At 72.4% G+C, this 12,423-nt stretch carries 14 protein-coding genes; 5 read left to right on the top strand and 9 right to left on the bottom strand.

Annotated features, from left to right (window positions below):
* From AC1MIR_RS01150 to def, 6 genes are all read right to left on the bottom strand, one after another.
* The coding region (locus AC1MIR_RS01150; RefSeq protein ID WP_480026354.1) for a DEAD/DEAH box helicase at window positions 1–320 on the bottom strand (320 nt) is incomplete at its 3' end.
* Between the two features lie 248 nt (window positions 321–568).
* Complete coding sequence (locus AC1MIR_RS01145; RefSeq protein WP_480026353.1) at window positions 569–844, bottom strand: acylphosphatase; 276 nt, start codon at window positions 842–844, stop codon at window positions 569–571.
* Entirely contained in the window at window positions 844–1,551 is a 708-nt protein-coding gene (locus AC1MIR_RS01140; RefSeq protein WP_480026352.1) for an ATP12 family protein, read from the bottom strand. Before AC1MIR_RS01140 ends, AC1MIR_RS01145 begins: the two co-directional genes overlap by 1 nt.
* A 10-nt stretch (window positions 1,552–1,561) precedes the next feature.
* Entirely contained in the window at window positions 1,562–2,074 is a 513-nt protein-coding gene (locus AC1MIR_RS01135) for a hypothetical protein (RefSeq protein ID WP_480026351.1), read from the bottom strand.
* Between the two features lie 246 nt (window positions 2,075–2,320).
* The gene (locus AC1MIR_RS01130; protein ID WP_480026350.1) at window positions 2,321–2,911 is read right to left on the bottom strand and encodes a COQ9 family protein; all 591 of its coding nucleotides are present in this window, start codon (window positions 2,909–2,911) and stop codon (window positions 2,321–2,323) included.
* On the bottom strand, window positions 2,908–3,426 hold the full coding sequence (gene def / locus AC1MIR_RS01125) for a peptide deformylase (RefSeq protein WP_480026349.1): 519 nt from the start codon (window positions 3,424–3,426) through the stop codon (window positions 2,908–2,910). The genes AC1MIR_RS01130 and def overlap by 4 nt, the downstream gene beginning before the upstream one ends.
* Before the next feature lie 191 nt (window positions 3,427–3,617).
* Between def and rpsU the strand changes: the two genes are divergently transcribed.
* Together rpsU and AC1MIR_RS01115 are read left to right on the top strand one after the other, a co-directional pair.
* A complete protein-coding gene (gene rpsU / locus AC1MIR_RS01120; protein WP_007006360.1) occupies window positions 3,618–3,821 on the top strand; it encodes a 30S ribosomal protein S21 in 204 nt (67 codons plus the stop codon).
* A 173-nt stretch (window positions 3,822–3,994) separates the two neighbouring features.
* On the top strand, window positions 3,995–5,281 hold the full coding sequence (locus tag AC1MIR_RS01115) for an aspartate aminotransferase family protein (protein WP_480026348.1): 1,287 nt from the start codon (window positions 3,995–3,997) through the stop codon (window positions 5,279–5,281).
* Between the two features lie 33 nt (window positions 5,282–5,314).
* Here the strand turns inward: AC1MIR_RS01115 and AC1MIR_RS01110 are convergent, their stop codons facing one another.
* Both AC1MIR_RS01110 and AC1MIR_RS01105 read right to left on the bottom strand, forming a co-directional pair.
* On the bottom strand, window positions 5,315–5,797 hold the full coding sequence (locus AC1MIR_RS01110; protein WP_480026347.1) for a dihydrodipicolinate synthase family protein: 483 nt from the start codon (window positions 5,795–5,797) through the stop codon (window positions 5,315–5,317).
* Window positions 5,798–5,816: 19 nt separating this feature from the next.
* Window positions 5,817–7,505 carry an SMP-30/gluconolactonase/LRE family protein gene (locus AC1MIR_RS01105; protein WP_480026346.1) on the bottom strand — a complete coding sequence of 563 codons (1,689 nt, stop codon included), beginning with the start codon at window positions 7,503–7,505 and terminating at the stop codon, window positions 5,817–5,819.
* Window positions 7,506–7,605: 100 nt separating this feature from the next.
* Between AC1MIR_RS01105 and AC1MIR_RS01100 the strand changes: the two genes are divergently transcribed.
* Together AC1MIR_RS01100 and AC1MIR_RS01095 are read left to right on the top strand one after the other, a co-directional pair.
* On the top strand, window positions 7,606–8,592 hold the full coding sequence (locus AC1MIR_RS01100) for a Bug family tripartite tricarboxylate transporter substrate binding protein (RefSeq protein ID WP_480026345.1): 987 nt from the start codon (window positions 7,606–7,608) through the stop codon (window positions 8,590–8,592).
* A gap of 155 nt (window positions 8,593–8,747) precedes the next feature.
* A complete protein-coding gene (locus AC1MIR_RS01095; protein ID WP_480026344.1) occupies window positions 8,748–10,259 on the top strand; it encodes an arylsulfatase in 1,512 nt (503 codons plus the stop codon).
* 14 nt (window positions 10,260–10,273) lie between these two features.
* On the opposite strand, the gene AC1MIR_RS01090 is transcribed toward AC1MIR_RS01095, so the two are convergent.
* The gene (locus tag AC1MIR_RS01090) at window positions 10,274–10,822 is read right to left on the bottom strand and encodes a hypothetical protein (protein ID WP_480026343.1); all 549 of its coding nucleotides are present in this window, start codon (window positions 10,820–10,822) and stop codon (window positions 10,274–10,276) included.
* 72 nt (window positions 10,823–10,894) lie between these two features.
* Between AC1MIR_RS01090 and AC1MIR_RS01085 the strand changes: the two genes are divergently transcribed.
* Window positions 10,895–12,310 carry an alginate export family protein gene (locus AC1MIR_RS01085; protein WP_480026342.1) on the top strand — a complete coding sequence of 472 codons (1,416 nt, stop codon included), beginning with the start codon at window positions 10,895–10,897 and terminating at the stop codon, window positions 12,308–12,310.
* Window positions 12,311–12,423: the final 113 nt, after the last annotated feature.

Here is a 12,423-nt window from a genome sequence, read left to right as displayed (position 1 = left end):
GTGCTTGGGCGGCCTTCGGCTGGGGGGGGGGGGGCGAGCGGGCGGGCCGGTGGGCGGGGGGGGGCGCGGCCCCCCCCGCGCCCGCCGCCGGGCGGCGGGCGCCCGCCGCCCTGGGCCAGGCGATGCAGCAGGGGCAGGCCGAAGGCGGCCGTCTTGCCGGTGCCGGTCTGGGCGATGCCGAGCAGGTCGCGCCCGGCGAGGATCGCGGGGATGGACTGCGCCTGGATGGGCGTGGGGGTGGTGTAGCCTTCCTCGGTCAGCGCCTGGAGGATGCGGCCGTCGAGGCCCAAGGCATCGAAGGGGATTGTGTCGAAGGACATGGAGTGAAATCGAATCCGCTCATGCCGCCGCGCGAAGCCTGCGGGCGGTGGGTGCGGTGCGCCCCGCGTGCTGCGAGCGCGCCAGAGGAGTGTCGAAGCCGGCTTCGGCGTAAGGCGGAAGCCCGTGACTGGTGCACCCTGGTCCGGGCCCGCGACGGGGTCCGATCACGCAACCGGGCGCGGCGGGAGGTCCCCGCTGACCCGGCCCGGATAGGGCAGAATGGTTGACAATTCAAGGACGAAAAGGATCAGCCGGTGGGGCGGCGGTGGAAGCCGGGTTCCTCCGGGGGTTCGGCCAGGCGTTCCTCGATGCGGTCCACGCGGGCCAGCACGGGGCCGCGGCGGCAGGCGCTGAGCAGGGCACGGACCGCCCCCTCCTCCCCCGCCACCAGGGCCTGCACGCTGCCATCGGCGCGGTTGCGCACCCAGCCATGCAGGCCGAGGCGCGTCGCCTCCCGGATCAGCCAGTCGCGATAGCCGACGCCCTGCACCCGCCCCTCGATGCGGAGCAGGCGCGCCGGCATCAGCCGCGGGCCAGGGCGATCAGCCGCGCGGCAAGCGCAACCTCGGCCGCCACGCGGGCGCGGCGGGCCTCGGCCTCCGCGTCCAGGCCCCAGAACTCCTCCTGGAAGCGCTCATCCAGGGTGGCAAGGTGATGCGCCGCGGCAGCATCCAGCCGCCCGGCGGCCAGCGCCAGGCCCAGCACCAGCGAGCCCAGCGCCGGCACGGCGACACCGAGGGCGGCGATCTCGAGGGCCGGGTAGGATCCGATGGCACGGCGCAGCGCGGAAAGAGCCTGCGGGTCCTGAGCCACCGGCATCACCCCGGCGGTGACGCGCAACGGCGCGTCGAGCGCGAGCGCCGCCCAGTCCAGCAGCGGGTCCCATTCGGCGGCCTGGCGCTCAGAGAGGCGCAGGTCCTCGGCACGGTAGCAGAGCAGGTCGGTCTCACCGTATTTCCCGAGCGCGGCGATGGTTGCGTCCGGGTCGGGCGCGATGCGCTCGGCGGCGGTGCCGACCAGGCGGGTGAGCGGCACCTCCTCCGGCGAGAAGGTGTTGTCGCGGCGCCCGCCGCCGGCGGCGTTCCATTCGGCCGCGATCGCCTCGGCCAGCGGGCGCGAGCCGACGGTGAGCGGCGCCCCGCCCGGCAGGCGAACCGGGCGCGCATCCAGCGCGACGGTGAAGCGCCCCGCGGATTCGGCGATCGCCGCCGCGTCCCAGAAGCGCTTCATCGGGCCTCCGTCAGCGGGAGCGGGCGGCCGTACGGGTTGTGGCGGCGCGGCCCGTGGCAGGCGGGGCCCCGGCCGTGCAGGTTGGCGCGCTCATCGGGTTCAGCACGTTGCGCTCCACCGCGAGGCTCGCCAGTTCGTCGACATTGCGCGCATTGAGGGCCTGCTGGAACAGCGGCGCGACCAGGGGGCAGTAGTGCGAACCGGCGCGGATGCCGTCCTGCGACTGGGCATTGGCGAGCTGGGTGATGAAGCCGTCGAGCTCGCGCTGATGTGCGCCGCCGGCGGTGCGGCGGAAATGCCCCGCCATGCCGCTGTAGGAGGCGGCCAGGTCGCGCTGGAACTTGCGGACGAAGGCGTTGTACTCGCCGTCGCGATTGCAGGCGAGGGCGGCGACCATGAGCTGGCTCTGCAGCGCGCGCACGTCGAAGGCGGTGCGCTCCGCGGTCTGCAGGCAGGACTGCGCGATCGCCGGGCCGGCGATCACGGCGGCAAGGCCGCCGAGCAGGAGTCGGAAGCTGGTCATGCGGCGATTTCCCTGGCGCATGGGCGGTGGTCTCCCCTCGCGCGGCCGTGCCGGCCCGGCCCCCCCGGTCACCGCAGCGTCGCGCATCTGCCTATTGCCTACTCCACCGCGCGGGGGAGTGCGAGAGTCTTCACAATGCCCCGAAGAGGTATAGCAGGATGATAATCGGGATCGGGATGCCGATCAGCCACAGAAGAACGCCGCGCATGGAAGGCTCCGGGGTGGTTGCCCCTCGGCAACGCAGACTCAGGCCACGCGTTGCCTGGGGCGCCGCGGCCGCATGAGGCGCGCGAGATCGGACAGGCGACGATCGAGAAAGGCCCGCGTCGCCGGGAAGCCCGGCTCGTCGTCCTGCAGCCAGAAGGCGAGCGTCGCGCCATAGACGCCGGCCAGGCTGGCGCGCCGCGTGTACCAGGACAGGTCGGCCGAGGTGTCACCGGCCGCGGCCCACATCGAATCGGCGGTGCGCGCCACCGTCCGCATGGCGGAGGCGACATTCCAGGGCAGCGACTGCAACGCCAGCGCGCGGCGCACCGCCTCCCGGTTCGGCTCGGCCTGTTCCAGGCGCAGCTCCACCACGCGGCGGATGCGGGCGGGGATCTTCAACCGCACGAGGCCCTCGGCCGCGGCGGCGGCTTCCATCTCCCGGTCGGCCAGGTCGCACCAGGCCTCCACCGCCTCGATGGCGCCGCGTGGGAACAGCCATTCGGCCTCCAGCGGATCGCGGCCGAGGTCCCGAAGTCCGGCTTCCAGCGCCGCCCTGGTCCAGCCGAGCGCCGGGACATGCACCAGGGCGGCGCGAATCGCCGAATCGCGCTCCTCGCTGCGCTCGATCATGCCCTCTCCCCTTCCGCAGCGCGGTTCGCCGCGCGCGACAATTCCTCGGTGAAGCCGAACAGCGACAGGTCGGTCATGCGCATCGGGTAGAGCACGCCGTCGAGGTGGTCGTATTCGTGCTGCATGACGCGGGCGGCGAGGCCGGCGGCTTCGCCCTCCATCGCCTTGCCCTCGATGTCCACGCCGCGGAAGCGGATGCGGGAAGCGCGCGGGACGCTGCCGCGCAGGCCGGGGATGGAGAGGCAGCCTTCCCAGGCCGATTCGGTCTCCTCCCCCACCGCCTCAAGCTCGGGATTGATCAGGGCGATGATGTTGCCCGCGCCGCCGCGCCAGACGAACAGGCGGAGCGGCACATGCACCTGCGGCGCGGCGAGGCCGATGCCGCCGGCATCCTCCATGGTCTCGGCCATGTCCGCGACCAGGCGGCGGATCTCGGGCGCCGTGGGGTCGGCGACCGGGTCGGTCCGGCGGTGGAGGACGGGATGGCCCATGCGGGCGATCTTCAGGATGGCCATCGTCTGGGAATCCGGCGGTGTCGGCAGCAAGGTAATGCGCCGCGCCGGCTTCGGGAGGGCCTTCCTTCGGGGGCCGGACACATGCTAAGGAGCGCGCCTCTTGTGACGGGGGGCCTCGGGTTTCGAGCCGGGGCCGCCCCGCTTTTGCCTATCCGTCCATCCGTCAACACCACACCAGGAGGTTGAGCCGCGTGCAGGTCGTCGTTCGCGACAATAACATCGACCAGGCCCTGAAGGCGCTGAAGAAGAAGCTGCAGCGTGAGGGCGTGTTCCGTGAGATGAAGCTCCGCCGCCACTACGAGAAGCCGTCCGAGCGCCGCGCCCGCGAGGCCGCCGAGGCCGTGCGCCGCGCCCGCAAGGTGGAGCGCAAGCGCCTGGAGCGCGAGGGCTTCTGAGCCCCTCCCGGCCCGCCGCAGGGCAGGCCGGACACGATCGCCGATCGAGCCGAAGCACCGCGGCGCGGGGGGATGCCCCTGCGGACCGCGGTTTCGTGCCGTACGCATCCGGGGATGGGCTTGCGCCGGGCTGCCGCCGCGCCTGAAATCCGGGCGGCAACGGAGGCGGGCGGATGGACGGCGTGGCGAGCAGCGAGGAAGCGGCCCTCATCGCCCGCGCGAAGCGCGTCCTGCCGGCCGGCGGATTCGGCAACTTCGCCCCCGAGGTGATCCTGCGCGAAGGCCATGGCGGGCGCGTCTGGGACGTCGCGGGCCGCGAATACGTGGACTTCCTGCTCGGCTCCGGGCCGATGTTCCTCGGCCATGGCCATCCCGAGGTGCTGGACGCGGTGCGCGAGCAGCTTTCGCGCGGCACCACCTTCTTCGCCAACAACGAGCACGGCATCGCGCTGGCCGAGGCCATCGTGGCGGCGATGCCCTGCGCGGAGCAGCTGCGCTACACCGGATCGGGCACCGAGGCCGACCTCTATGCGATGCGCCTGGCGCGCGCCTTCACCGGCCGCGAGCGCATCCTGAAGTTCGAGGGCGGCTATCACGGCATGAGCGACTACGGGCTGATGAGCCTGGCGCCGAAGGTGCTGGCGAACTTCCCCCGCCCCGTGCCCGATTCCGCCGGCATCCCGAGGAGCGTGCAGGAGGAGGTGCTGGTCGCGCCCTTCAACGACCTCGACGCCGCGACGCGTCTGGTGGAGGCGCATGCGGCGGAGATCGCCGGCATCATCGTGGAGCCGCTGCAGCGGCTGATCCCGCCCGCGCCGGGCTTCCTCGCGGGGCTGCGCGCGCTGTGCGACGCGCATGGGATCGTGCTGATCTTCGACGAGGTCGTGACGGGCTTCCGCTTCGCCTATGGCGGCGCGCAGAGCTACTACGGCGTGACGCCCGACCTCTGCACGCTGGGCAAGATCATCGGCGGCGGGTTTCCGCTGGCGGCGGTGGCGGGGCGCGCGGCGATCATGGCGCATTTCGACCGCGCGCTGGTCGGCGATGACGGGTTCCTGATGCAGATCGGCACGCTCTCCGGCAATCCGGTGGCCGCGGTGGCGGGGTTGAAGACGCTGGAGATCCTGCGCCGCCCAGGGATGTACGAGCGCGCCTTCGCCACCGGCCGCGCGCTGATGCGCGGGATGGAGGAGCGCATCGCGCGCGCGGGCCTGCCTGCGCAGATCGTGGGCGAGCCGCCGCTGTTCGACGTGGTGTATGCGGAGGGCGCGATCGCCGACTACCGCGCCACGCTGCGCGCCGACCGCGCCGTGCAGGCGCATGTGAACCGCGTGCTGCGCGAGGACGGCATCATGAAGGGCGAGAGCAAGTTCTACGTCTCGGTCGCGCATGAGCCGCGCGACGTGGAGCAGACGCTGGAGGCCTTCGGCCGCGCGCTGGCCACCCTTCCCGCCCGCTGATGCTGGTGCGTGCGGATCGTGCCCGATCCGCCCTCAATCGCCGGCGCGCGCCTCCGCGCGCTTGGCTGCGCCGCACTTGCGGCGGGCGCCGTTCGGCGCCGGCGCATTCTGCAGCATGATGACGACGCCGGGCGCGGCCTCCGCCACGGCGCGATAGAATGCCACATGCTGCGCCACGTCCTGTCCGCAGGCGGGCGGCGCCATGATCATCGCGGCGACCGCGCCGGCCGCCTGCCCTTCCCGCGCGCGCGCCGCGGATTGCGCGGGATCGGCGTGGGAAGCGCCGACGACGAAGGTGGTGCGGCCGCCCAGGTGCTTTCCGAGCGCCGCGACCATCTGCGCGCGTTCCTCGGCCGAGAGCGTCTCGACCTCGCTCGCCATGCCGGGGAACACCACGCCGTCCACGCCGGCTTCCAGCGCGAAATCGGCGAGCCGCAGGAAGGCCGCGACATCCGGCGGCCCCTCCGGCGTGAAGGGCGTGGGCAGCACGGGAAAGACGCCGGCGATCTGGGTCATGACTCGCAAAAGACTCCGGTTAGCCACGAAAGAAAAATTCGGGCAGGCCGCGCGCGCCGCCCGGGTCGAGGGCGAAGACGCTGCCCGAGAGCGGCGCCTCCGCGAGTTGCGCGGCGGAGAGGCGCACGCGCGCGCTGGTCACATAGAGCGTGGCGAGATCGGCGCCGCCGAAGCAGCAACTCGTCGGGCGCGGGATCGGCAGGTGGATCTCGCGGTCGAGGCGGCCGTCCGGCGTATAGCGCGCGACGCGCCAGCCATCCCAGAGCGCGATCCAGACGCCGCCCTCGGCGTCCACGCAAAGTCCATCGGGCACGCCCTCGCCTTCCGCCAGCGCGACGAAGGGACGGCGATCGGCGATGGCGCCGGTGGCGAGGTCGAAGTCGAAGACATCCACGCGGCGGCGCGCGCTGTCGGCGAGATAGAGCCGCGTGTTGTCCGGGCTGAAGCCGAGGCCGTTCGGCACGTGCAGCCCGGCCTGCATCACCCGCGCGCCGGTCTCGTCCAGCCGGTGCAGCGCGCCGGCATCGGGGGTGGAATCGAGCGCCAGGCTGCCGACCCAGAAGCGACCGCGCGCGTCGCAGCGCCCGTCGTTGAGGCGCAGTGGCGCGCCTTCGGCAATGGGAGCGGCGAGGACGGCGCCGAGCGATGCGCCGTCGAAGCCGCGCAACCCGGAACGCGCGGCGGCGACGAAGCCGCCGGAGGCGCGGGGCGCGAGCGCTGCAACCATCTCCTCCGTCGCGACGACCCGATCCGCGCCGGTGGATGGATCGCTGAGGTGGATGGCCGGTGCCAGGATGTCCACCCACAGAAGCCGTTGCTCCGCCGGCGACCAGAGCGGGCCTTCGCCGAGCAGCGCCTCGGCGCGGATCGCCACCTCGACGCCGGGCGAGACGCCGGCGGGGCGCGGCGCGACGGCCAGCGTCATCGCCGATTGCGCGGCATTGCCGGAAACGCGGCGCGCGGCCTCCATCACCTCGCGCCCGAGCGCGTGCAGCTTCGCTTCCGGCAGGCGGAAGGCCGGGCCGACGAGCGCGATGGCGCCGAGCGGCCTCGCGCGACGGTCCAGCACCGCGGCGGCGACGGCATTCACCCCGGCCGCGGCTTCCTCGAGCGACAGCGCATAGCCGCGCGCGGCGGAGAGCGTGCAGTCGCGCTCGATCGCGTCGGCCGCATCCGGCGCGAGGCGATCGAGCAGCGCGCGGCGCTCGGCCGCCGGAAGCTGCGCGAGCATCGCCTTGCCGGCCGCGCTCGCATGCGGCGGCACGCGGGCGCCGACGCGATTCACCAGGCGGATCGCCTCCTGCTCGGCGTCGCGCTGGTCCACATAGAGCACGCCGTCGCCATCCAGCACGGCGAGCCGCGCTGTCTCTCCGGCGAGACGCGCGAGGCGTTCGAGTTCCGGCGCGGCGGTGGCGCGCAGGTCGAAACCCTCCCAGACGCGATGCGCCATCTCCATCAGGCGCGGGCCGAGGGCGTAGGTCTGCGTCGCGGGCTCGTGGCGCAGCAGCCGCGCCTCGGTCAGCGCGGCCAGGATGCGGTGCGCGGTGGGGCGGGCAAGGCCGGCGCGCTCGGCGATCTCGGTGAAGCGCAGCGGGGCCGGGGCGTCGGCGACGAGGTTCAGCAGCGCGAGGCCGCGCGTGAGCGCCTGGGTGCCGGGAACGGCGGCGCCATCCTCCTCCGCTTCGGCCGGGCGCGGGCGTGGGCGCATGATCCTCCTGCGCGCGCGGTTGACCCGCCTGTCGCGTGTCCATATCGTGGAACCAAGTTCCACGCATGACAAGCCACGGAACGGAACCGGAGGAAAGCCGATGCGCGCCACCCGTCGCCACGCCCTGATGCTCGGTCTCGGCGGCCTCGCCATGCCGGGCCTTGCCCGCGCGCAGGATGCCTGGCCGTCCCGGAACATCCGCTTCATCGTGCCCTTCCCGCCCGGCGGCGCAGCGGATCTGGTGGGCCGCATGCTGGCGGCGCATTTCCAGTCCGCGCTCGGACGTTCCGTGGTGGTGGAGAACCGCGGCGGCGCGGGCAGCACCATCGGGGTTGATGCGCTCTCGAAGTCGGCGCCGGACGGCTACACGATCGGGCTGATCAACATCGCGGCCAACGCCATCGTGCCCGCGGTGCGGCGCCAGCCCCTGCCCTATCGGCCGGTCGAGGACTTCGCCCCGATCTCCAACCTGGCGGTGACGCCGGCGCTGCTGCTGGTGAACCCGGACAAGCTGCCGAACGTCCGCAGCGTCGCCGATCTCGTCGCGGCGGCGAAGGCGCGGCCCGAGGCGATCAATTTCGGCTCCTCCGGCGTCGGCTCCTCGCTGCATCTCGGCATGGAGCTGTTCATGGCGAAGGCCGGCATCCGCATGACGCATGTGCCCTTCGCCGGCGGCGGGCCGCTGCTGCAGGCGCTGCTGGCGGGCACGGTGGATTGCTCGCTCGACGTCGCGGCGACCACCGCGCAGCTCATCCGCGACGGCAGGATCCGCGCGCTGGCCACCACCGCGCCCGCGCGCATGCCGAGCTATCCCGACCTGCCGGCGCTGAACGAGACCTATCCGGGCGCCGAGCTCGCCTCCTGGCATGGGCTGGCCGCGCCCGCGGGCACGCCGGCGCCGATCCTGGCCCGGCTCTCGCAGGAGACGCAGGCCTTCCTGCGCATGCCGGAAACGATCGAGCGCTACCGCACCACGTTCCTCGAGATGCCGCAGCAGACCACGCCGGAGGCGTTCCGGGCCTTCATGCTGCGGGAGCTCGCGACCTTCCAGGAGCTGGCGCGGGCGCAGAACATCGTGGTGGAGTGACCCGCGCGGCCATCGCACCCCCAGAATGGGCGGTCTGCCCCTTTTGGCCTGCGCACGGCGGCGGCTAGTGTTTGACCCGCGATGCCGCCCGCCATCCCGGTCCGGCGCGGCGCAGCCGGCGGGGGCGCAGCAGGATGCTCATGCGGCGGGGTCTGTTGGCTGCCACCTTGGCGGCAGGCGCGCTGTCCGGCCAGGGGGTGCTGCCGGCGCAGGCGCAAGCGCCGGCCCAGGGCCGGCCCAACATCCTGATGATCATGGCCGACGACGTCGGCTACTGGAATGTCGGCGCCTACAGCCACGGCATGATGGTGCCGACGCCGAACATCGACCGCATCGCGCGCGAAGGCATGCTGTTCACCGACCACTATGCGGAAGCGACCTGCACGCCCGGTCGCGCCGCCTTCATCACCGGCCAGTATCCCGTGCGGACCGGGCTGCATACGGTCGGGCTGCCGGGCTCGCCGATCGGCATCGACCAGCGCGATCCGACGCTCGCCACCGTGCTGCGCCAGCAGGGCTACATCACGGCGCAGGTCGGCAAGAACCACCTCGGCGACCTCAATCGCCACCTGCCGACGGTGAACGGCTTCGAGAGCTTCTTCGGCAACCTCTACCACCTCAACACCGAGGAGGAGCCCGAGGATCCCGACTGGCCGCGTGACGCCGGCTTCAACGCGCGCTACCGGCCGCGCGGGGTGCTCGATTGCGTGGCGCTGCCGGCCGACAACCCGGAGCCTCCCGGCGATGCCCGCTTCGGCCCCTGGGGCGCGCAGCGCTGCACCGACACCGGCGCGCTCACGCGCGAACGGATGGAGACGGTGGACGACGAGTTCCTCGACCGCACGCTATCGATCCTGGACCGCGCCGCGCGTGAAAACCGCCCGTTCTTTCTGTGGCACAACCCGACGCGGATGCACATCTACACGCATCTGCGGCCGGAAAGCCGGCTGCTCGCCCAGCCCCACTCCTCGGGCGACGACATCTACGGCGCCGGCATGATGGAGCTCGACGCGCATGTCGGGCGCATCCTCGACCGGCTCGACGCGCTCGGCCTGCGGGACAACACGATCGTGATGTTCACCTCGGACAACGGGGCCATGGCGGCCTGGTGGCCGGATGGCGGCACCACGCCCTTCCGCAGCGAGAAGGCGACGACCTGGGAAGGCGGCGTCCGCGTGCCGATGCTGATGCGATGGCCGGCGCGCATCCGCGCGGGCAGCGTCTCCAACGGCATCCAGTCGCACATGGACCTGTTCACGACGCTGGCCGCCGCGGCGGGCGTGCAGGACCCGCGCGCGAGCCTGCGCGCCAGCCACAACGTCATGATCGACGGCCTGGACAACCTGGCGCACTGGACCGAAGGGCGCCCCTCGGCGCGCGAGCACTTCTTCTACTACAACGAGGGGCAGATGACGGCGCTGCGCTTCGGCCCGTGGAAGACGCACTTCCTGGAGCGGAACGGGTTCTTCGACTTCTTCCGCCAGAGCTCGCTGCTGTTCAACCTCCGCATGGATCCCTTCGAGCAGCGCGACGGCCATCGCTCCAACCTGCTGGCGATGCGCAAGGCCTTCCTCGGCGGCGTCATCCGCGACCTCCTGGCCGAGCACCAGCGCAGCCTTGCGGAATTCCCGCCGCGGCAGGAGGGCGGCACGCTGCGCCCGCGCTGATGGCGACGGCTTCGTCAGCGCCGCGCGGCGGCGGGATCCGCGGCGGCGGGCGGTGGCGCGGAGCCGGCCAGCACGAGAAGCCGGGAGCAGAGCCGAGCCAGCCCGTCCACGGCGTCGTCGCTGACGTCCTGCAGCTCGTGCCGTGCCGCCGCGTCGCCGCTGGCACCGGGCCTCAGGCGCCAGTCGCCTTCCGGCTGCCGTTCGACGAAGCCGGCGCGCGCCAGCATGTCGAGCTTGCGCCTGACGGTCTCGCGCGGGATGCACGTGATGTCGGCAAGGCTCTGGATATTGATGCCGCCGCCCGGCGGCAGCGTGTCCGGACGGTGGTCGGGCGGCGTGCCGGCTGCCGGCTGGCCGAACTGATGGCGCGCCGTGGCAAGCGCCGAAAGGCCGAGCACGCCGAGCACCAGCACGGCGTCGAGGTCGCCGATCCGCCGGCGGCACAGGATGAGGTGGTCGAGCAGCATCGTGGTCCAGGCGTATTGTGCCTCCACGAAGCGATGCGCGAAGGCGGAGCGAACGGCCTCGGCAGCACAAGGCTCCACTGTGCCATGCTTCGGCATGCCTCTCCGGGCGGCGGATCGGGCGCTCATCGATCCAGGCTAACAGGGCGGGTAGCGGAGCGGAACCGCCGCTTGGCAAAGGCGGGGCTGCTCGGCGGAATGCTCTGGCTGGTCGCCGCGGCGCACCACCCTGCCTTGGCGCAGGGCACGCCGACGCCGACCGTGCTCTGGGAGCGCGACGGTCTGCGCGTGACCGGCGGCATCGAGGGGATCGCCTCCGGCCAGATGCATCGCGGCGCCTGGAACGGACTGGCGGCGCGCTACGGGCCGCCAGGTCTTTCCGATCGAGCCAACTGGGGCGAGTTCATGCTCGCCCCCGGCGTCGATGCGACCTGGCAAGTCGCGCCGCAGGCGACACTCTATGGCGGCGTCAGCATCGTCGCGGCGGGCACGCTCGGGCTGGACGTCTACGGCTCCGGCGATCGCGGGGCCGTGCTGCCGGAGAAGGCCTTCGTCGGACTGCGCACCAGCCGCCCGGATGGGATGTGGAACATCGACATATCCGCCGGCGCGCAGCCCTACATCGTCGGCTCCGGGATGCTGATCGCCCAGGGTGCGGGCAATGGCTTCTCGCGCGGCGCCGTGTCGCTGATGCCCCGCCGCGCCTTCGCGAACACCGCGATCATCCGCCTTTCCAACGGCGGCTTCTCGGCCGAGGGCTTCTGGCTCGACGCGAACGAGGTGCCGTCCACGGACACCGCGACAGAGCTCGCCGGCGGCCTGGTGCAGTACCGATGGGACGGCGGCACGCGGATCGGCTTCACGGCCTTCCAGGCGATCCGCTCGAGCGCGGTCTATCCGCTAGCGCCGGCTGGCATCCTGCCCGATGCCCGCGAGGGTCTCGTCTCCTGGCACGGCTTCGGTGAGCTGGACGGTGCGCGGCTGGGCCTCGACGGAGCGTCCTTCCGCGGCGAGTTCACGGTGCAGCGCAACGACCGCATCTCGATGGCGGCCAATGCCTGGTTCCTCGAAGCCGCCTATCGCTTCGCCGCGCTGCCCTGGGTGCCGCGCATCTCCTACGGATATGCCAGTTTCTCCGGAGACCGCCCCGACACGGCGCGCGTCGAGCGCTTCGACCCGCTGTTCTACGGCAACGGCCTGGACAATTGGTTCTTCGGCGCGAGCGGCGGCTATTCGGTCCTCAACACCAACCTCGATGTCCACCGCTTCGCGCTCGACCTGATGCCGAGCCAGCGCGACTTCGTGAAGGTCCTCTACCTGCGCTCCGCCGCGAACCAGACGAACAGCCCGATCCAGTTCGGCCAGGCGACGCAGGTCTCGGTGACGGACAGCGGGATCGACGTGACCTCCGGTGTGCCGACGCCGCGGCTGCTCGACGAGATCTACGTGCAGTGGACGCGGCTGCTGACGCCGGCGGTTTCGCTGACCGGGTGGGCGACATCGGCCTGGCCCGGCGCGGGGCTGCGGGCGATCGGCGGCAACGAGACCTGGCAGGCGCTGGGCGTCACACTGACGATGCGCTACTGAGCCGCGCGGGGCTAGAGCAGCGCCCGTTCGAGTGGAACCGCTCCGCGGTTCCGCCGAACGGGCATAAGCTGCTCTAGAATCATCATTCCTAGAGCACGACCTTCCGATCGACT

The organism is Falsiroseomonas sp. RANM36 (assembly GCF_056682175.1).
This window is presented reverse-complemented; position numbering and strand designations above follow the sequence as displayed.